The following is a 21434-nucleotide window of genomic DNA, read 5'->3' on the forward strand; positions in this document are numbered from 1 at the left end:
GTAAAAATCCAGACAAGGGATTTTTGCGGCCAAAAATAAATTTCATCTTTCATAGAAAAAAGGATCCCTCGCAAGGTAGAAGGCTAACAAGCCTCGTTCTTGCTGGGATCCTTTCAATTACTACTGGGGATACCGAAATGTGGTATTAACCGACAGCCCCCTTTTGTTGTTTCTGTATTTTATTCCTGCAAAATCTGTTAGAAAGCTTACTGCCAGCGATGCTCTGCCTCTTCCATTTCCTCGATAAACATAAGAAGGAAGCTGATGAGGAGCAGGATGCTGGAAACCCAGATGGCTTTTGGGCCGTAGGCTATGGAAAGTCTGCCGCCAACTCCTGCGCCGATGGCAAACAGAAGAATGATGGCGAAGTAGCACAATGCCTGATGAAGCAGTCTTGGCTTCTTTTCCCTCATGTAGGCGGAAAGGGCTGCGGTGCCGCTTCGAAGGTTTCCGATGCACATGGTGCTGGCATAAGCGTTTCCTTCTACCTTACGGAAGGTCTGTACCTGCAGGGCGCAGGAGAAGGATACCAGAGTGGTCGCAAAAACATTCATGTTCCCAGGTATGAAGCCTACCAGGAACAGCAGGATAATTTCTACCAGAAGGATTCCCTGGCGCCAGTGAAGGCGTTTGGCGTAGCGGAATTTGTCCTGAATGCGTTCCGCTAAAAGTACTCCAAGGAAAAAGGCGGTCAGGGGAATCAGATAGTGTAATCCTGCTTTTACTTCGCCGTTCATAAACCGCTCACTCATCAGTACCACGTTTCCGGTCTGGGCGTTGGAGAAAACGCCGTCGCGAGTGAAGTAGGTATAGGCATCCTGAAATCCTCCCGACACTGCAAGAAATGCACTGTTTATGAAAGTTTCTGAGGTCTGTACCCTCTTATGATGGTCCATAATAAGTTCCTTCTTTCGTTGTTTTGTCTTTTGTTCTCCATACATATCTCCAAATTATAGAATATACAGGGATTTCTGTAAATACCTAATTTGATATATGGAGTATATCTATCTTATATATCAAGACAAAATATCCGATCAGTCGGCTTTGTGCTCGTCCAGATATTCCTTGCGTCCTTCTTCGTAAAGGTTGTTGCCTTCGCTGTCGATGATGACTACAAGAGGCATGTCCTCTACATAAAGCTTGCGCAGGGCTTCTGCGCCAAGATCCTCGTAGGCGATCAGCTCAGCTTTTTTGATGCATTTGGCAAGAAGGGCGCCGGCACCTCCGATGGCACCGAAGTAAACACCATCATATTTTTTCATGGCTTCTACTACTTCCGGGAGACGGGCTCCTTTGCCGATCATGCCGCGGGCACCTACGGACATCATGGTTGGAGCGTAAGCATCCATACGACCGCTGGTTGTAGGGCCTGCGGAACCGATTACGGCACCTGGCTTTGCTGGAGTTGGTCCTACATAGTAGATGGTTGCGTCTGTCGGGTCAAATGGAATCTGCTCTCCCCTTGCAAGAGCTTCGCACATACGCTTGTGGCCTGCGTCACGGGATGTGTAGATGGTTCCGGTAAGCAGAACCTGATCTCCTGCGTGAAGTGTTTTTGCCAGTTCTTTTGTCAGAGGCAGTGTAATACGTCTTCTTTCCATAATCAGATCACCTCCGTTTTATGACGGGTAACATGACAGTTGATGTTGACTGCACATGGCATTCCCGCAATGTGAGTAGGCATTGTCTCAATGTTCAGACCGATGGCTGTGGTCTTTCCGCCAAAGCCCTGTGGTCCGATGCCAAGCTTATTGACTTTCTTAAGCATTTCATCTTCCAGGTCTGCGTAGAATGGATCCGAGTTGTGGGAATCTAATGGACGCATCAGTGCTTTCTTTGCAAGAAGGGCACATTTGTCAAAGGTTCCTCCGATTCCAACCCCCACTACCATAGGCGGACATGGGTTCGGGCCTGCAGTCTCTACTACTTCCAGGATAAAATCTTTGATTCCCTGAAGTCCTGCAGATGGCTTGAACATACGGATCATACTCATGTTCTCGCTTCCGAAGCCTTTCGGTCCTACTGTGATCTTAACCTTGTCGCCAGGAACAATCTCTGTGTAGATCATAGCCGGTGTATTGTCACCTGTATTTCCACGGCGTACCGGATCTTTTACAACAGATTTGCGAAGGTAGCCGTTTGTATATCCGCGGCGAACGCCTTCATTGATGGCGTCGGTAAGGTCTCCGCCAACAAAGTGTACATCCTGTCCGATTTCAAGGAAGACGCATGCCATTCCTGTATCCTGGCAGATCGGCACATTCTCGTTATCTGCAATGTCAAAATTCTCAATAATGTTGTCAAGGATGCCCTTGGCAATCTCTCCGTCTTCGCATGCGCGGCATGTTTTGATCGCGCATTTTACGTCTTCCGGAAGATGTTCATTTGCTTCGATACAGAGTTTTTCGATGACATCTGTAAGTCTGCTTACTTCTACTTCACGCATTTTGGTAAGCTCCCTTCTTTTGTATTTTTATCGCTGCTCGTGACGGGCGTATTTCGGAAGAAGCAGCGGAGATACCTTATCTGTATGGATATCTGCTTTTTTCAGTTCCTCATCATAAGCATAAATATGATTCAGGTTCATTTCTCCAAGCTCTACGTCCTTGCATTTTACAGCTGCTTTTTTACCGGCATTTCTTCCGAATACGATAACGTCCAGAAGAGAGTTGCCCATCAGTCTGTTTCTTCCATGGATTCCGCCTGCTGCCTCTCCTGCAACCAACAGGTTTGGAATTTCTTCTGAGAATCCGTCTCCGTCAATGTTCAGGCCGCCGTTCTGGTAGTGAAGAGTCGGGTAAATCACGATCGGAACTTTTCTCATGTCAATGCCGTAGTTCATGTACATACGGAACATAGCCGGGATTCTCTTCTCGATGGTTCCCTCGCCTCCAAGGATCTCGATCATCGGAGTGTCAAGCCATACGCCTTTGCGTCCGCCAGGAACCTCTACACCGCGGCCTTCCTCGCACTCACGGATAACACCGGAAGCGTTGACGTCACGGGTTTCAAGAGGATGGATGTAAGCTTCTCCATTTGCATTTACAAGCTGTGCACCAACGGAACGAACCTTCTCTGTCACCAGTGCGCCAAGGATCTGGGACGGATAGATGGCTCCAGTTGGATGATACTGGATGGAATCCTGATAAAGTAAAGATGCACCAGCTCTGTATCCAAGTACAAGTCCGTCAGCAGTTGCACCGTAGTGGTTGGAGGTTGGGAATCCCTGGTAATGCATTCTTCCTGCACCGCCTGTTGCGATGACTACCGTCTTTGCTCTTGCAACGGAGTAGTCGCCTGTTTCCATGTTGAGAAGGACTGCACCTGCAGCCTGTCCCTTTTCGTCTTTGATCAGCTCAACAGCGGAAGTAAATTCCACTACTGGAATGCCAAGGTTGAGAACTTCGTCACGGATGGTACGCATGATCTCAGATCCGGAATAATCCTTTGCAGCATGCATTCTCTTTCTGGAAGTTCCGCCGCCGTGTGTGGTAACCATGGTTCCGTCTTCAGCTTTGTCGAACTCAACGCCAAGGTCGTTCAGCCATTTGATCGCGTCCGGGGCTTCCATTACCAGTCTCTTTACCAGCTCTGGCTTTGCAGCAAAGTGTCCGCCGCCGAAGCAGTCCAGGTAATGCTGTACCGGGGAGTCGTTTTCTTTGTCTGCTGCCTGGATTCCGCCTTCTGCCATCATGGTGTTGGCGTCACCGATACGAAGCTTGGTAACGATCATAACGTTTGCGCCTGCATTGTGTGCTTCGATGGCACAGGAGGATCCTGCTCCGCCGCCGCCGATTACAAGGACATCTACGTCATAATCGATTTTGTTAAGATCAATTTTTTCGTTCATCAGACGGCTTTCAGAATGAAGCATTTCTGCTAACTCCAGGGGAGCTTTCTGGCCTTTGTTTGGTCCTACTTTGATTTCTGCAAATGCGTCTGGGTTATAGTCCGGATGGAATTTCTTAAGAAGCGCGTCTTTCTCATCAGCAGTCAGACGTCTTGGCTCAGTTGCCATACGCTGTGCTCTTGTAGCCTCTACCTTTTTGATGGATTCCATCATATTTTCTGGATATGGTGCATACATGTTTTTACGCCCTCCTTATTTCTCAATTTCTCTGTTGTTGTAAAGTTCCTGCATGTCTGTGATTGGTTTCTGCATGATCTGTTCGATCAGGTCGTCGTATTTGCCTTCGTGGATTTCTTCTACACGTTTTTCAAGGTGTTCGCTCTTTGGTGCGATGTATTTTCCGGTGAGACGTCTTGCAAGAAGACCTACCATCGGGTGGGAAATTCCGGCCGGGCATCTTACGGAGCAGCATCCGCAGCTTACGCAGTCAAAGGATTCTTCTGCGCATTTTTCAAGCTCGCCTCTCTGGGCGTAGGCGATGTACTGCATAACGTTTAAGCTCTGGGTACATGCTTTTGTGCAGGCGTTGCAGCCGATGCAGCTGTAGATTTCCGGGTAGAGTTCCATCATGACCTGCTGGTTTGGCTTGAGGTCTTCGATGTTGTAGAGGCGCTTGTCTGTTGGGAAGAATGGGATGCTTGCTACATACATGCCTTCCTGTACCTGGGTCTGACAGGCGAGACAGGTTTTGAGTTCGTTGTCGCCTTTGATTCTGTAGATGGTTGCGCAGGCGCCGCAGAATCCGTGGCGGCAGCCGCAGCCTCTTTTGAGGGTGTAGCCTGCGTATTCCATGGCCGTCATGATGGTCAGGTCAGCAGGTACGGTGTATTTTTTACCGAAGAAATATACGTTTACCATATTTTCCATGTTGGGAGTTCCTTTCTTCTGCTTGTTTAAACCGTACGCCTTGTGAAATGGGTATCTCGCACGTGCCCGTCGCAACGCTCTGCTGAACTAATCGCTAACTGCGACTAAGGAGTTCAGGAGAGCCTTCACTCCTAAGTCTTCGTAAGCGCTGGATTTCAGCGCCGCTAAAGGCGCTCCTGAAATGGGCAGCTTGGCGAGATACCCATTCCACAAGTCTGTGTACTGGCAATAACTGATTCATTTGTTCGAAAGTTTCTTAAGATTAAAAAATTTAGTACTCGTCAGGTAACTGATCTATCTCGTCCATTCGGAAAACCGGGCCGTCTTTGCATACGTACTTGGAACCGATGTTGCAGCGGCCACATTTTCCGATACCGCACTTCATTCTAAGCTCCAATGTTGTGTAAACCTGGGTTCGGGTGAAGCCAAGTTCCTCCAGGCCCTGGAGGACGAATTTGATCATGATTGGCGGGCCGCAGACGAGGGCTACTTTGTTGGTGTCGAAGCCGATCTCTTTTAAGTAGGTGGGGACGAAGCCTACGTGGCCGTCCCAGCCTTCCTGCTCGCGGTCGATAGTCAGGTAGACGTTTACGTCTTTGGCGTTCATCCAGACTTCCTGGATCTCTTTTAATTTTACAAGGTCATCTGCGGAACGGGAACCGTAGAGGATGTCTACGGTGCCGTAGTCGTCGCGGTTGTCAAGGACGTAGTTGATTACGGAACGGAGTGGGGCAAGACCGATACCTCCGGCGATGAACAAAAGGTTTTTGCCTTTCAGCTTATCTTCAACCGGGAAATGATTGCCGTATGGTCCGCGGACTGTGATCTCATCTCCAACCTGAAGGCTGTGGAGATAGGAAGTCAGCTCACCGCATTTCTTAATACTGAATTCCTGATACTCTTTGTTTGTAGGAGAAGAAGTAATGGAAAACATACCCTCGCTTACGCCTGGTGCGCAGACCATTGCGCACTGTCCCGGCATATGCTCGAAAAGCTTTCCTCCATCCGGTGCAGTTACGCAGAAGGTTTTTACATCCGGTGTCTCCTCATGAATGTCTGTGATCACGCCAACCTGCGGGATCAGAGTATCCAGAGTATAATTTTTATGACAGGTACACTCGCTCATTACTTTTCACCTCCATGCTTTTCAAAAGCCTTGATCACCTTCACAATGTTCAGGGATGACGGGCATTTTTCCACGCAGCGGCCGCATCCTACACAAGAATACATGCCGTTATTGTTGGCCGGGAAATAAACAAGCTTGTGCATGAATCTCTGACGAAATCTCTGCATCTGGCTGGTACGGTTATTTCCGTGAGCCATCATTGTGAAATCGGAATACATACAGGAATCCCAGCAGCGGTAACGCTTGATTCCGTGTCCGGTATCATAATCCTTGATGTCATAGCACTGGCAGGTCGGGCACACAAAGGTACAGGTTCCGCATGCCAGACATGGCTTATAAAGGGTCTCCCATACAGGAGAGTTAAATTTCTCATCTGTAGCATTTCCATCCCATCCTTCCAGGGAAAGATGTGTGTATGGAAGCTGCTCTACAATATTATGGATCGCATCTTTTTCGGCGGAAACTTTTTCTTCATCAGAAGCATCCGCATCCGTAAGAAGCTCCTTCACAGCCTCAGTAAGAGCCTCACCCTTTTCGGTAAGGGCTTTCCAGTAAAGGGAATCCTGAACCATCCATACCGCTATATCAGCCACACCGTCTGCATCTGCTGACGGATCTGCTGCGTCTGTTCCGAATACTTTACAGAAGCAGGACTCTTCCGGCTCATGGCATGCCATGGCAACGATGGTTCCATGGTCTCTTCTTGCTGCATAGAAGGTATCTACAGGATCTGCAAGGAATACCTTGTCCAGAACTGCCACGCCTTTTACATCGCAGGCTTTCATGCCAAATACAACAAAAGGACGATTTCTAAGCTCTTCTGGTTCTACTGTCAGTTTCTTTCCATCACGTACAACTGTGTAAAGGGTCTCACTCTGTGGGAAAAAGGCATCTTTACCGGATTTTACGGTTTTCAGTGTATCCAGATCTGCCTCTTCTTCCTCATTCCAGAGACCGAAATTTGTCTGTCCTGCCTTTTTAACCGGAAGGATCAGATCCTGGCTTTCTGCGATTTTCCGGAATAATGCTTCCAGATTTTCTTTTTCAATCTTATACATACATTATCCCCTTTCTGCCACTACGCCAGGCTCTACATCCTCGAATGTAAAGCTGGTCAGCGGGCCTTTTGACTCAGCATCAGCTCCAGCCTGATACTCGCCGTAGAAGGTATCAATATCCTTGATAAACTTACGGTTGAACAGGTGAAGGGGGATACCCTGCGGGCAGACACGGCTGCACTCGCCGCAGTCTGTACATCTTCCGGCAACATGGAAAGCACGGATGATGTGGAACATTTTCTCCTCGAAGGAATCCACGTTTGCTTTCTGTGCGCTGTCAAACTTGGTGCTGTCAAATACGCATTTGCGGCAGCTGCAGGCCGGACATGCATTACGGCAGGCGTTGCAGCGGATGCATTTGCTAAGCTCCTTCTGGAAAAACGCGAAGCGCTCTTCCGGGCTCATTTTCTCGATCTTCTCAACTTCCGCGAAACGGTCTGCATCCTTTGTATCCTTGGATTCGCCGATGATCTCATCGTAGATCATGTGCTCTTTTCCCTTGCATACATGGCAGCGCTCCAACATAGCGTCCTTGTAAGCTACGGTCTTGTCGCCGTAAATTGTGGAAATGTGAAGTGTCTCGCACTCATCTGTCAGCTCTGCACCGGAAATGCTTTTGATTCCCTTGATTCCTAACTGGCGAAGCTTTTCCACATTCAGCTTTCCTTTACATCCAACACCGATAATGTAGGCTTTTTCACGGTCTACACGGTGTTCCTTGATCAGCTGGTTAAAACTATAGGTATCACAAGGCTTCAGACAGACAAGTGTTTTTCCCTCTAACTTGGAAGCCTCGATCATCATCTTGCTTAAGTTTGCACCGCAGAAGCCGTTGTAGACAAATTCGTCCAGGCTTTCTGCAGTCTCGAAGTATGCTGCTTCCGGATTGTAAGGCAGGTCTCCGGCTTTCCAGCCAAGAACACGCGCTACGGTTCCATCAGCCAGCAGTTCTTTTGCACGGGTGATCAGTTCCTGCATCTTAAATCCTCCAATCTGACGTTTTTACCCAGAGAATAAATTTTTTCCACAAACTCATTCATGGTCTGGGAGAATTTTACACCTTCAGCGGCAGATACCCACTCTACACGGGTACGTCCGTTTTCCACACCAATGAAATCCAGCATGGAGAAAAGAAGGGTCATACGTCTTCTTGCATAATAATTTCCTGTTGTATAGTGACAGTCTCCCGGATGGCAGCCACACATGATCACTCCGTCAGCACCCTTTTCAAAGGCACGGAGGATGAACATTGGATTTACACGGCAAGAGCATGGCACACGAATAATCTTTACATCAGCCGGATAGGAAAGACGGCTGCTTCCTGCAAGGTCTGCACCTGCATAGCTGCACCAGTTACAGCAGAATGCCACGATCTTGGGTCTGAATTCTTCTTTTGCTTCTATCGACATATTGCATCTACCTCCGCTAAAATCTGTCTGTTGGAGAATCCCTGCAGGTCCATTGCTCCTGATGGGCAGATTACGGTACATGCGCCGCAGCCTTGGCAAAGAGCATTGTTTACTACTGCAATTCTTCTTGTTTCACGGATTCCGTGGTCATTTACCTGTTTTTCCTCATAGGAAATAGCACCATATGGACACACATTTGCACACTGAGAGCATCCATTGCAAAGAAGCTCATCAGAGTGAGCGGTACATGGATTGGTTGTCAGCTTGTCCTTTGCAAGAAGGCCGATTGCCTTTACTGCTGCTGCCCCAGCCTGTGCAACGGTCTCCGGAATATCCTTTGGTCCCTGGCATACACCGGAAAGGAAAATACCAGCTGTAGGAGACTCTACTGGACGAAGCTTTGCATGTGCTTCTGTGAGGAAGTTGTTGGTATCAATACTTGCGGTAAGCATAGTTGCAATTTTTCTTACATCCTTGTTTGGCTCAATAGCAGCTGCAAGAACTACCATATCTGCTTCCATAAGGATCTGTTTGTTCTCAAGAAGGTCAGAAGCCTGAACCATAAGGGTTCCGTCTGGCTGCGGGATCACCTTTCCAACCTGGCCCTTGATATAGTTTACGCCGTAATCCTCAACTGCTCTTCTGTAGAACTCATCGAAGTTTTTACCTGGGGTACGCACATCAATGTAAAATACAGTTACGTTTGTATCCGGATATTTATCGCGGATCAGCATTGCATGCTTTGCAGTATACATACAACAGATTTTGGAGCAGTAGCTCTTTCCTCTCTCGTCAGAGCAGCGGCTTCCAACACACTGTACGAAAACAATGTTCTTCGGAGCTTTTCCATCGGAAAGTCTCTCAAGATGACCTTTTGTAGGTCCTGCTGCATTCATAATCCGCTCAAGCTCAAGGGATGTGATGACGTCCTTGCTCTGGCTGTAAGCGTACTCATCATATTTATCAAGCGGAATCACATCGAAACCGGTTGCAACTACGATTGCGCCGTATTTCTGTGTGATGATCTCATCCTTCTGCTCGTAATCGATTGCGCCGGCTGCGCAGACCTTAGAACAGGCACCGCATTTTCCGGTTTTGAACTTGATGCAGTTCTCACGGTCGATTACCGGAACATTTGGAATTGCCTGGGCAAACGGAATGTAAATGGCGCTTCTGTTGTTCAGGCCGCGGTTAAATTCGTTTGGATTTTTTTTGGACGGACATTTGGAGGAGCAGACGCCGCATCCTGTACATTTGTCCATATCTACGCTTCTTGCTTTTTTACGGATATCTACGGTGAAGTCACCGACAAAGCCGCTTACCTTCTCCACTTCACTGTATGTATAGATATTGATCTTCTCATGTGCTGCAGCCTCTACCATCTTTGGGGTAAGGATACATGCGGAACAGTCCAGTGTTGGGAAGGTCTTGTCAAGCTGTGACATTCTTCCGCCGATACTTGGAAGCTTCTCCACAATGTCAACCTCGTATCCAGCCTCTGCAATATCAAGGGCAGACTGGATTCCGGCAATACCACCGCCGATTACAAGCGCACGTTTTGTTACAAGACTCTCTCCCGGCTGAAGAGGAGCATCTAAATTTACTTTTGCGATTGCTGCTCTTGCAAGGATCACTGCCTTTAAGGTAGCTTCCTCCATATCCTTGTGGATCCAGGAGCAATGCTCACGAATATTGGCAATCTCTACCATGTATGGGTTTAAGCCCGCCTTTGCAGCAGCCTTACGGAAGGTAGCTTCATGCATACGCGGGGAACAGGAACATACAACGATTCCTGTCAGATTTTTCTCGTGGATGGCATTGATGATTTTTGCCTGGCCTGCTTCAGAGCACATATACTGATAGTCCTCTGCATGAACAACACCTGGCTCCTTTGCAGCCATTTCCACTACTTTTTTCACATCAACTGTGGCTGCAATGTTGGTACCACAATGACATACAAATACACCTATTCTCTGCACTTTTCTCTCACCTCCTGTATCTTCTGAATGCACTTACCAGGAGCTGCTGAGGTGTTTCCTCATCGATCAGTTCCGGAATCTCGTCTGCCTCCAGATAGTTCTGGCCTCGTTCACGGACAACCAGCTGTCTGGCAGCATCAATCAGTTTTCCTGGTTTTACATCTCTTGGGCAACGCTCTACACAAGCAAAGCAGGAAAGACATTTCCATAAGGATTTGGACTGTGCAAGTGCTTCTATATCGCCATTCTGTACATAAGTTACAAACTGGTGAGGTTTGATATCCATTTCATTAAATGCAGGACAGGTTGCGGAGCATTTACCGCATTTCATACATTTCAGGGGATTTACTCCTGAAATCTCTTTGATTCTTTCAGCTGCATTCTGGGCATTTCCATATGTATAAGCCATTACTTCGCCACCTCCTCTTTTACTCCAAGAGCTTCTGCAAGAAGTTCTGTAAAATAGTAAACAGGGAGAGCGCCGTTTCCGTTCTTTCTAAGATTATACATGCAAAGAGGACAGGCTGTGATCAGCATGTCTGCTTCGAACCCTTTTGCACTGTCCATGATCTTTTCACACATATTCTGTGCCATATCTTTTTCCTTCAGGGAAATGTAGCCGCCGCAGCACTCATTGCGGTATGGATAGACAACTGGTTCTGCTCCAAGGGCGCGGATGAAATCTTCCATGATTGTCGGATTCTCCGGGTTGTCAAATGCCATGATCTTTCCTGGTCTTAAAAGGAGGCATCCGTAGTAGGCACCGATTTTTTTGCCTTTTAAGGGATTGACCACTTTCTTTTTGATCTCGTCAAATCCGACTTCGTCACGGAGTACTTCCAGATAGTGAAGGACATTTGTCTCGCCTTCGTATGGAGCGTCCAGTTTCAGATAATTATTTGCTCTTGTGCGGATGTCTTCTACATTCTTCATGTCGTCATTCACACGTTTGAGCACATGATGACAGGCTGAACAGACTGTGATCAGATCCTGTCCTTTTTCTTTTGCATCGTTTAAAGCACGGACGGAAGAAAGCTTGGTGGCTATCTCATCGCTGCCCAGGGGATATACGCCGCCGCAGCACTGCCAGTCTTTGATCTCTTCCATTTCGAAGCCCAGTGCTTTCGCAGAAGCTCTGGCATAGGCGTCCAGATCTTTTGCCTTATTCTTCAGGGTACATCCTGGATAATAACTGTACTTCATGCTTCTTGTTCCTTTCTTGTTACTGTCCACATGGAGCGTTCTTTCAGGCCCGCCAATGTAAACAGCAGCTGTTTCGGTTGTTCAGGCAAAGGGGAACCCGACTTACCGCTTTTCGCGATAGAAGCCGGGGTATCCTTGCTGATGTAGTTAAATATGATAAGAACCTGGTTCTTAGAGCATGTTTGAAAAAGGCTTTCTGCAAGATGTGCGTCACAATTTGTGGGAGATTTTGTCCGGATGAGGGCGCCGTAGCGGGCTACGGCAACTGAATTCGGGCAAAATATACCGCAAAGTGGGGCGTGCAGATCGCGGGAATGATTTTTCAAACACGCTCTAGAGCTCGATCTGCGCGATTACTTCTTTTAATGCGTTGGCACTCTTCTTAAGAAGCTCTACTTCCTCTTTGTTCATGCGCATCTGAACTTTCCCCTGGATTCCGTTTGGCCCTACAAGAGTAAGGGTACTCAGGCACACATCTTCAATTCCGTATTCGCCATGGAGCATGGAGGATACGGTTGCAAGGGAATCAGAAGCAGCCAGGATCAGGCCTACCAGCTGGCACACAGTTGCGGATACTGCGTAGAAGGTTGCGCCTTTCTTTGCAATAACTTTTCCGCCGGATTTCTGTACATATTCCAGCATGGCTTCTTTGTCCAGAGGTTTTACATCCTTGCCGTGTGCTTTCATTTCTTCGTAGTACTCATCTGTGCTGAGACCGGAAATGTAAGCACCTGTCCACGGGATAAAGGAGGTATCGCCGTGCTCACCGAATACGTAAGCGTGAATATTTCCCTGTGCTACCTGGAAGTGCTCGGAGAGTCCGTAGCGAAGTCTTGCTGTGTCAAGGATGGTTCCGGATCCCATAATCTGATTCTCCGGAAGACCGGAAATCTTGGTAAATACGTAGGTCATGATGTCTACCGGATTGCTTACGATGATGTACTTGGCATTTGGAGCTTCTTTTACAATCTGAGGAGTGATGCTCTTCAGGATGTTGACATTTGTCTGAGTAAGCTCAATTCGTGTCTGTCCAGGTTTACGGGCAATTCCGGATGTGATGATTACGATGTCGGAATCTTTGGCGTCTGCGTAATCTCCTGCTACCAGGGATACAGGACTTCTGAAGCAGGTTCCCTGCTCAATGTCCATGACTTCGCCTTCGACCTTTTCCTTGTTGATGTCGATCAGAACGATTTCGGAAGCGATTTCATCATGTGCCAGTGTGTAGGCGATTGTGGAGCCGACGCTTCCAGCTCCGATAATGGTAATTTTGCTGCTCATAATAAACTCCTTTCGTGGGGTTTGTGGGATTGTGTCAACTTTTCCAGCGGGTTTGGTTGTTTTTCCGTGGGATTCGTTAGGTTTCCCTGTGTGTTGCCCTTTGTTTCTTGTTTATTTTTTAACAATCACAGTTAGAAAAAAAGCGGGTAAAACTTTATTTTCTGCCTTGTGACATGGCCTGACCCAGAAACACAGTATTATTTTGTCCTGTTTTCCTGGGTTAAGTCATGTCACATTGTGTTTTTTTGCAAACTTTTTCTCAACAAAGGACTTTTCCCTCTTTGTCTCCGCATAAAATATTGGTTTTTCTCCGCTTTATTTAAAATACCACAATGACAATCTTTTAACAACATTTTTTTGAAATTTTTTATCATTTTTTAGGGGCTTCTACACATTGTACAAAATTGCATCGGGATTTTTGGTGGTTTTGTTGGGAGAGTTTTTCAGGGCGGACGCACTTTCGCAGCTGCGATTCCACGCAGGTCGGTGCAACATTCCGCCAAGCTAACTGCTAACTGCGACTAAGACGCTCGGGAGAGCCCTCTCGTCTAAGTCTCCGTAAGCAGTGGATCTCGTCTCCATTAAGGGCGCACCTGAAATGACCTGCTTAGGAATAGCAGCTGTGAAAGTGCTGGTCACTGAAAAAAAGCCCCTCCGATAATTAATGTACAATCGGAGAGGCTTTCGTGGATGCCCAAAATTTAGTACTGCTGAAGGGTAGAATTAAAGGGCGTATAATTTTACAATATTCTTCAGGTTTTCGACGGCGTAGTCCATGCCTTCTATCGTGATGTGTTCGCAGGGGCCGTGGAAGGCGTAGCCGCCGGTGCCCAGGTTGGGGCAGGGGAGGCCCATGAAAGAGAGGCGGGCGCCGTCGGTGCCGCCGCGGATGGCTACGGTGACGGGATTGAGGCCGGATTCCTGGACGGCTTTTTTGGCGTTGTCGATCAGGTGCATGCAGGGCTCGATCTTTTCCTTCATGTTGCGATACTGCTCTTTGATGGTAAGGGTGACGGTTCCTTCGCCGTATTTCTCATTGAGAAGCTTGGCGATGTGACGCATCATCTCCTGGCGGCAGGCGAACATGGCGCTGTCGTGGTCGCGGATGATGTAATCCAGGCTTGCATCGGATACGTCACCGCTCATTTCACAGAGATGGAAAAAGCCTTCATACTCTTCTGTGTTTGCCGGAGTGTCTCCTGCCGGGAGCATGCTGTTGAACTCCATGGCAACCAGGGCGGCATTGATCATGGTATTTTTGCTGCTGCCCGGATGCACGGAGAAGCCTTTGATCTTTACCTTGGCGCCTGCCGCGTTGAAATTCTCGTACTCGATTTCATTTTCTGCGCCGCCGTCTACGGTGTAGGCAAAATCAGCTCCGAAGCCTTCTACATCAAAGAAATCAGCGCCTCGGCCAACTTCCTCGTCCGGGGTAAAGCCGATGCAGATTTTTCCATGTGGGATGTTTTCTTTTATAATCTGCTCTGCCATGGTCATGATCTCTGCTACTCCAGCCTTATCGTCTGCGCCGAGAAGAGTGGTACCGTCAGTGGTGATCAGGGTTCTTCCCTTCAGATCTGCCAGATGTGGGAAATCCTTGAGGGTAAGGGTGTATTCGCTTTCTCCAAGCTTTACATCGGTTCCATCATAGTCCGGGATAATCTGGGGATTCACATTCTCCCCGGAAAAATCAGGTGCAGTATCCATGTGGGCAATGAAGCCGATTGCCGGCTTGTCCTCAAGGCCTGCTGTCGCCGGGATGACTCCGTAGACATAGCATTTGTCATCAATGCGCACATCCTGTACTCCAATATTTTTCAGCTCCTTGGCCAGCTGATTTCCAAGATCAAACTGGCGGCTGGTAGATGGCACTATTTCCTGCTCATCCTCACTTGTGGTATATACCTTTACATAATTCAGCAATCGTTCGTATGCACGCATTTCGATTTCTCCTTTTTCATTTTAAATTATCCGTTCAGAGCCTTCATAGTTATACGCTTCACGACACCCCAAAGGCAAAAACGGACATGCCTCTTACAGTTCTTCCAGCTTCGCAAGCTCGCCGCCAAATGAGGTATCCATACACTCCTCAAATGCAGCTTCCTTCTTCATTTTTTCCAGTGCCATTCCGGCTTTCTTTACAGTCTGCACCGTTCCGGCTCCGGCTATACATCCGCCTGGACAGGCCATTCCTTCCAGCAGATAGCCGTTGTACTTTCCTGCTTTGGCGGACATCATCATCTTTTTGCACTCCTGCAGGCCGTTAGCGCTGACTACCTTCACTTCTCGGTCCGGGTCCATACGCTTTATAGCCTTTACCACAGCTGCTGCAACACCGCCGCTGGCAGCGAATCCACGGCCGTCACTGCTTGCCTGGGAAAGAGGCTCTCCTTCCGGAATACTTCCGAAGTCCACATCTTTGGCTTCGAACATTCCCTGTACTTCCTCAAAAGTAAGCACAAAATCCACATAGCTTCGAACGCTCTTACGACTTGCTTCCAGCTTCTTAGCTGCGCAGGGGCCCACAAACACGATCTTGCAGTCCGGGTTCTCCTGCTTTAGAAGTCTGGCAGTAAGAACCATAGGGGTCAGTGCCATGGAAATGCAGCTTGCATACTGGGGGAACATTTTCTTCGCCATTACAGACCATGCCGGACAGCAGGAGGTTCCCATAAACGGGATCTTCTCCGGTACCTCTTCCATGAAGTCTTTGGCCTCCTCAATGGTACAAAGGTCCGCTCCAACTGCTACCTCCTTGATATCCGTGAATCCAAGAGCCTTAAAGGCACCGCGAATCTGGGTATTTTTCAGTGCCGGCTCAAACTGTCCTGCCACTGCCGGCGCTACGATGGCATAGACCGGAGTCTCACTCTTTAACGCCATAATGGTCTGATAAATCTGTCCCTTGTCTACAATGGCACTGAACGGACAGCTTACCAGGCACATTCCGCAGGAAACGCACTTGTCATGATCAATCTCTGCCCTTCCATATTCATCGGAATGGATGGCATTCATTCCGCAGGCCTTGGCACATGGTCTTTCCTGTTTGATAATGGCATTATATGGACAGGCTTCCATACATTTGCCGCATTTGATACATTTTTCCTGATCGATTACAGACCTGCCATTCTCCATATGAATGGCATTCTTGGGACAGACCTCCTGACATGGGTGCTCCAGGCAGCCCTGACAGCCTTCTGTCACCAGGACTCTTTTCTCCGGGCAGGAATTGCAGGCAAATTTGATAATATTAATAAGCGGCGGCTCATAATATTTCTCCTCAATAAGGCTCGCCTCCACCCCTTTGGAAATCGGGGCATGCTCGGAAATGTTGCGCAGGGGCAGTCCCATTGCCACACGCAGCCTCTCTCCTACAATGGCTCTTTCCAGGAAAATACTGTCACGGTATGTGGCAACTTCTCCTGGCAGGATCTTGTATGGAAGCTCGTCCATTTCCTTCTCAATATCGCCCTCGTAGGCAAGACGGGCGATTTCAGTAAAAATCTGGTGTCTGATCTTGGCCTTTGATGAGTATAATCCTCTCATTCTCACTTCTCCTTTATCTGTAAGTTTCGCACCAGCCAGATTTTACCGCATTCAATCCAACTGCTTTTATCTTGTATTTTTATGCCTCCGCTCATATAGATGTTCAGGGCAAACTACCTTTCCCTGCATCTTCCTATATCATACACAAAAATCACCAATTATTCAAATGTCTTTGCGGCTTCTTCCAGATATTCTGTGATTGGCAGGTGCTGCGGGCAGTGTTCCTCACACTGTCGGCATCCTACACAGTCAGATGCTTTTCCGTGGCCTTCTTTTTCGGTACGGTCTTTGTAGATGGATTTAACTGACGCCAGCTGGCCTTCTCCAAACATGCTGATCCGGTTCAGAAGCTTGAAATAATCCGGGATTGCAATTTTCATTGGACATCCGTCTGTGCAATAGCGGCAGCCTGTGCACGGCACCTTTTCTTTGGATTTGATGATTGCCGCAGATTTGGCAACAAGGTCTTTTTCCTCATCGGAAAGCGGGGCAAAATCCTTCATATAGGAAAGATTATCCTCCACCTGCTGCTCATCGCTCATACCGCTCAGTACCATAAATACATTTTCCTGGGATGCAGCAAAACGGATGGCCCAGGATGCCACAGACATTTCCGGTCTGGCGCCCTTTAACAGTGCTTCTGCCTCTGCTGGAACATTCGCCAGCATGCCGCCTTTGATGGGCTCCATAACCAGAACCGGCTTGCCATATTTCACACAGACCTCATAGCATTTGCGGGACTGTACCTCGCTATCCTCCCAGTCTGCATAGTTCAGCTGAAGCTGCACATATTCCATTTCCGGATGTCTTGTGAGGATCTTGTCCAGTACCTCTGCTTTGTCATGGAAAGAGAAGCCCACATGCTTAACAAGTCCCTTCGCTTTCTTTTCCAGCATAAAGTCAAAAGCGCCCCACTCTTCTGCCTGCTTCGCAGCACCTTCATCCAGGGAATGGAGCAGGTAGTAATCGAAATATTCCACGCCGCAGTTTTCCAGCTGTTTTTCAAAAAATCCAGGCATTTCAGAGGCTTCCTTCAGCATGAAAAGGGAAAGCTTATCTGTGATTGTGTAGGCTTCTCTTGGGTAGCGCTTTGCTACTGCCTCCCGAAAGGCCTGCTCACTGTTTCCGCTGTGATAGCATGCTGCTGTATCAAAATAGGTGAAGCCTTCTGCCAGGAACCGGTCCGCCAGATGACAGACTCTTTCTACATCTACCTTGCTTTTGTCTGCTTCGTCCACTGCCGGAAGTCTCATCAGTCCAAAGCCTAATTTTTTAACGCTCATTTCATTATCCTCCTGTTTTTTCATAACGTTGTGCAAAAAATCCGCACAGTGCTTTTGGGGAAATATCTTTATATTGCACGCTTATATGATAGATGTCAATATAACAGCGTATAGATTTTTCCTTTCCGCGTGTGCGGGAAAGACAATAGTCCCACAGGTTTTTGTCCCCGTCAAAATATAAAAAAGGCCAGAATTCCAGTTCAAAATTCTGACCCCTTATCATTTTAATTTCATTCTCATCCACCAATCTGGCAGTCCAGATCACAGACAGAGTGAACCGCTTTCTTTAGAAGCTCCATGTGCTCCGGTTCCGGAGGAAGGATCTCCGGCAGCTTGTACTCTCTTCCAAGCCAGTCATACTTATCCTGTCCAAGGCGATGGTAAGGAAGAAGGTGAATCTTCTTCACTCCCGGTAAAGTGGACGCAAAAGAAGCGATAGACTTGATTTCCTCCACGCTGTCATTAAAGGTTGGAACGACTGGAACGCGGATTACCAGATTGGTCTGCCCGGATAAGGCAACCTTTCTGGCATTCTCAAGCGCCAGTCCGTTGGGCTTGCCTGTAAACTGTTCATGCTTGACCTGATTGGTATGTTTGATATCCATCAGGTAAGTATCCAGATAGGGCAGAACCATCTCAATATTTTTCCAGGGAACACATGCCATGCTCTCAATGGCGGTATTGATTCCCCGCTCCTTTGCAGCGCGGAGAAGGTCACGGGCAAACTGCGGCTGGCAAAGACATTCCCCTCCGGAAAGAGTCATGCCGCCGCCGGAACGGTAATAATAAGGGCGGTCTTTCTCCACCAGCTCGATCATTTCCCGAACAGATACATCCCGTCCCATGGTCTTCACACCGTCCGGGGTTTTCATGGTCTGGATCTTGTATTCCTGGGACTCCGGATTGCAGCACCACTGGCACCGCAGCACGCATCCCTTCAGAAATACGATGGTACGGATTCCCGGACCATCATGGATGGAATAACGCTGGACGTCAAAGATACGTCCTGTGGTATCTAAATATTCCATAGATTTCTCCATTATACGGAAGTGCCGACAGCCTTCTGTGAGAAAAGCCGCCAGCAGTTCCGTTTATATTTTCATTTAGAAGCCCTGCTCTGTTCTGCGGATGATATCGTCCTGTAAGGACTTGGACAGTGTAGTAAACAGCGCACTGTAGCCGGCGACACGTACAACCAGATGCTTATAGTTCTCCGGATGTGCCTGTGCGTCAAGAAGTGTCTCTCTGCTTACAACGTTAAACTGCATATGCATTCCCTTCTGATCGAAGTAGGAACGGATCAGTGCAACAAATTTCTCAAGTCCCTCACGTCCTGACAGTGCTGACGGATGGAACTTCTGATTGAACAGAGTACCATTGGATACAATGAAGTGATCCAGTTTGGCAACAGAGCTTGCTGCTGCGGTCGGTCCGTTCACATCCTTGCCTGCTGATGGGGAAACACCGTCAGCAACCGGAGTGTGTGCATATCTGCCATCTGGTGTGGCACCAGTCTGTCCGCCCAGCGGTACATTTGCAGATACCGGATAAAGTCCAGCCTGATACTGACCGCCTCTTGGATTCTTGAAATTCTGAAGAGGTCTTGTATAAGTATATGCCACATCTCTTGCAAAGTAATCCACTTCCGGAAGATCATTTCCGAACTTGGGAACCTCAGCGATCATGTCGTGGATTTCCTGATATCTTGCCATCTTCTCAGGTGACATCTGGGCATTCATAACAGATTTCAGAACAGCTGCTGCTGTGTCTGCATCTACCTTAGCACCGCTTTCTGTCATCTCTCTTAAGATACCGGTAGTGATATCTCTTACAGACTGCTCGTCCAGGCCCTTGCCATAATTCCATGCAAGAGCTTCCTTCAGCTCTTCCATTGTGAACTTCTTCTCCTGGTAAACCAGCTGGCGGATTGCATACAGGGAGTCTGCCATGTTGGCAATACCAAAGCCCTGAGGACCTGTAAAGTTATATACAGCGCCGCCTTCCTGAACGGTCTTTCCGCGTTTGATACAGTCATCGATCATACTGGAAAGGAATGGAAGCGGGCAACGCTTTGCATGGGCAACGTCAATGGCGTTATCTGCATTTACAAGCAGGGAAATGCAGTATTCCATCTGCTTCTTATAAGCATCGTAAAACTCATCAAAGGTTTCCATCTTGGTAACATCGCCGGTAGGAATACCAACCATCTCACCCTGATCCATACCATTTGCAAATACAAGCTCCAGCGGACGGCACATATTAAAGAATGCTGCGTCATGCCAGCCTTCAGTCTTGCCGGCCTTCTGGGGCTCAACGCATCCGATGATATTGTACTCACGGGCATCTGCCAGGGAAAGTCCTCTGTTCTGCAGTGCCGGGATGATTACCTCGTCATTGTAATATGCCGGAAGTCCGATACCGGTTCTGGTCAGCTCTGCTGCCTTGATCAGAAGGTCGTGAGGGGAGCCGTTCCATACACGGATGGAAAGTGACGGTGCCGGAAGATGTACATGCATGGATGCCTCAATACACATGAAGGAAAGGTCATTGGTCACATCCTCGCCATCCTTGTTCTGACCGCCTACGATCAGGTTCTGGAAAAGGCTGTAGCCTGCGAATCCTTCTGCGGAAGCTGCATCACGAACCTTATTCAGGTCATTTAATTTCACCCAGATACAGTCGATCAGCTCCTGAGCTGCTGTTCTGGTGATCGCACCGCTCTCAATATCCTTCTTGTAGTAAGGATACATATACTGGTCAAAGCGTCCTGGAGAGATAGAATGTCCGCTGGACTCCATCTGAAGAAGCTGCTGTACGAACCAGAAGGACTGACATGCCTCCCAGAAATTAGTGGCTCCCTTGGCAGGAACCTTGCTGCAGTTGGATGCAATCACAAGAAGCTCTGCCTTACGCTGGGGATCTGTACATTTCTCAGCCATCTCAAGGGCAAGCTTCGCATATCTGTTGGCATAGTCTATTACAGCCTGGCAGCTCATGATCACGGCTTCCAGGAAACGGGAACGCTCTGCATAGTCTCCGTCGCCTACATTGCAGTGATCCAGCTCAGCCTGTGCTTTCGCCATAATGCCTTCGTAGCCGATCTCAAGAACTTCCCAGTATTTTACGGTAACATGTCCTACACCATTATAGAAATAGTTTCCTGGTGTAAAAATATTGTGGTCAATTGCGCGGATTGCTTCCGGTGCCATATAAGCGGTGGCAAGCTCACTGGTGGTCTTGCCTTTCCAGTACTTATGCACCTCGCGAAGATCTGCCTTGGCCTGCTCGGAAATATAGAACGGATCCGCGATTCTGGTCTCTACGGTATCCAGCTCATCTTCCAGCCACTGGAATGAAAATTCCGGGAAAGTCTGGCAGCCTCTTGGAGCAATGGAGTTGCTTCCCACGATCAGCTCTTCATCCCGGATGATGATCGGAATGTTATGTAAAATGTGGGAAAAAGCTTTGGCTCTTCTGGTGATGATCGGCTGGTCCTCGGTCTCTTTGTAAGACTCTGTGATCAGCTTGGCTCTGTAAGATTCGATCTCTGGCATCTTGGCATAGAGATGGTCTACCAGACGGGTAATTCTGGAGGATTTGGGAATCTCACTTAAATTGTATTTTTCCATGGTTCTCCTTTCTCATGGAAGTCCCGGGCTCTGCAAATCCATAAAGGATTCCAGAATCCAGCAACATAAATGTCCGCCATTCCATGACATAGTTTTCTATGCTCATTATACGTCATCCCTTTTGCGGTGTCAACATAATTCAA

The 21434-nt window shown here is 48.1% G+C and carries 18 protein-coding genes and 1 pseudogene; all 19 read right to left on the reverse strand.

All coding sequences use genetic code 11. The annotated features are described in order from the left end of the window. Window positions 1–206: 206 nt before the first annotated feature. The gene (locus H8S54_RS15155) at window positions 207–896 is read right to left on the reverse strand and encodes a YoaK family protein (RefSeq protein ID WP_021924508.1); all 690 of its coding nucleotides are present in this window, start codon (window positions 894–896) and stop codon (window positions 207–209) included. 138 nt (window positions 897–1034) lie between these two features. Then, the gene (locus H8S54_RS15160; protein ID WP_021924507.1) at window positions 1035–1601 is read right to left on the reverse strand and encodes a Fe-S-containing hydro-lyase; all 567 of its coding nucleotides are present in this window, start codon (window positions 1599–1601) and stop codon (window positions 1035–1037) included. A 2-nt stretch (window positions 1602–1603) separates the two neighbouring features. Next, a complete protein-coding gene (locus H8S54_RS15165) occupies window positions 1604–2446 on the reverse strand; it encodes a fumarate hydratase (protein ID WP_186901751.1) in 843 nt (280 codons plus the stop codon). Between the two features lie 27 nt (window positions 2447–2473). Further along, complete coding sequence (locus tag H8S54_RS15170; RefSeq protein ID WP_117851098.1) at window positions 2474–4087, reverse strand: FAD-dependent oxidoreductase; 1614 nt, start codon at window positions 4085–4087, stop codon at window positions 2474–2476. Window positions 4088–4102: 15 nt separating this feature from the next. Continuing rightward, window positions 4103–4777 (reverse strand): 2Fe-2S iron-sulfur cluster-binding protein, encoded by a 675-nt coding sequence (locus H8S54_RS15175; RefSeq protein WP_117851101.1) that lies wholly within the window; start codon window positions 4775–4777, stop codon window positions 4103–4105. A 271-nt stretch (window positions 4778–5048) separates the two neighbouring features. Continuing rightward, complete coding sequence (locus H8S54_RS15180) at window positions 5049–5903, reverse strand: FAD/NAD(P)-binding protein (protein WP_021924662.1); 855 nt, start codon at window positions 5901–5903, stop codon at window positions 5049–5051. Continuing rightward, window positions 5903–6961 carry a 4Fe-4S dicluster domain-containing protein gene (locus tag H8S54_RS15185; RefSeq protein ID WP_173765714.1) on the reverse strand — a complete coding sequence of 353 codons (1059 nt, stop codon included), beginning with the start codon at window positions 6959–6961 and terminating at the stop codon, window positions 5903–5905. Before H8S54_RS15185 ends, H8S54_RS15180 begins: the two co-directional genes overlap by 1 nt. Before the next feature lie 3 nt (window positions 6962–6964). Beyond that, entirely contained in the window at window positions 6965–7939 is a 975-nt protein-coding gene (locus tag H8S54_RS15190; protein ID WP_117851103.1) for a 4Fe-4S dicluster domain-containing protein, read from the reverse strand. Next, window positions 7927–8370 (reverse strand): hydrogenase iron-sulfur subunit, encoded by a 444-nt coding sequence (locus tag H8S54_RS15195; protein WP_117851105.1) that lies wholly within the window; start codon window positions 8368–8370, stop codon window positions 7927–7929. The genes H8S54_RS15190 and H8S54_RS15195 overlap by 13 nt, the downstream gene beginning before the upstream one ends. Beyond that, window positions 8361–10349 (reverse strand): 4Fe-4S binding protein, encoded by a 1989-nt coding sequence (locus H8S54_RS15200; protein ID WP_186901752.1) that lies wholly within the window; start codon window positions 10347–10349, stop codon window positions 8361–8363. Before H8S54_RS15200 ends, H8S54_RS15195 begins: the two co-directional genes overlap by 10 nt. Window positions 10350–10356: 7 nt before the next feature. Further along, window positions 10357–10758, reverse strand: coding sequence for a 4Fe-4S dicluster domain-containing protein (locus H8S54_RS15205; protein ID WP_021924821.1), 402 nt, complete (start codon window positions 10756–10758; stop codon window positions 10357–10359). Then, window positions 10758–11552: a CoB--CoM heterodisulfide reductase iron-sulfur subunit B family protein gene (locus H8S54_RS15210; RefSeq protein WP_117851111.1), complete on the reverse strand. Its 795-nt coding sequence runs from the start codon at window positions 11550–11552 to the stop codon at window positions 10758–10760. The genes H8S54_RS15205 and H8S54_RS15210 overlap by 1 nt, the downstream gene beginning before the upstream one ends. Before the next feature lie 227 nt (window positions 11553–11779). Continuing rightward, window positions 11780–11836, reverse strand: a pseudogene (locus H8S54_RS19475) (DUF6783 domain-containing protein); the annotation flags it as partial. 49 nt (window positions 11837–11885) lie between these two features. Further along, window positions 11886–12833 (reverse strand): L-lactate dehydrogenase, encoded by a 948-nt coding sequence (locus H8S54_RS15215; RefSeq protein ID WP_021925581.1) that lies wholly within the window; start codon window positions 12831–12833, stop codon window positions 11886–11888. Window positions 12834–13556: 723 nt separating this feature from the next. Continuing rightward, complete coding sequence (gene pepT, locus H8S54_RS15220; RefSeq protein WP_186901753.1) at window positions 13557–14774, reverse strand: peptidase T; 1218 nt, start codon at window positions 14772–14774, stop codon at window positions 13557–13559. 93 nt (window positions 14775–14867) lie between these two features. Beyond that, entirely contained in the window at window positions 14868–16379 is a 1512-nt protein-coding gene (locus H8S54_RS15225) for a 4Fe-4S dicluster domain-containing protein (RefSeq protein ID WP_186901754.1), read from the reverse strand. A gap of 158 nt (window positions 16380–16537) precedes the next feature. Beyond that, entirely contained in the window at window positions 16538–17662 is a 1125-nt protein-coding gene (locus H8S54_RS15230) for an aldo/keto reductase (protein ID WP_186901755.1), read from the reverse strand. A gap of 236 nt (window positions 17663–17898) precedes the next feature. Further along, the gene (locus tag H8S54_RS15235; protein ID WP_186901756.1) at window positions 17899–18690 is read right to left on the reverse strand and encodes a glycyl-radical enzyme activating protein; all 792 of its coding nucleotides are present in this window, start codon (window positions 18688–18690) and stop codon (window positions 17899–17901) included. Window positions 18691–18765: 75 nt separating this feature from the next. Then, window positions 18766–21291: a glycyl radical protein gene (locus H8S54_RS15240; RefSeq protein ID WP_186901757.1), complete on the reverse strand. Its 2526-nt coding sequence runs from the start codon at window positions 21289–21291 to the stop codon at window positions 18766–18768. Window positions 21292–21434: the final 143 nt, after the last annotated feature.

The sequence above is a fragment of the Blautia segnis genome (genome assembly GCF_014287535.1).
Lineage (GTDB): Bacteria > Bacillota > Clostridia > Lachnospirales > Lachnospiraceae > Blautia_A > Blautia_A acetigignens.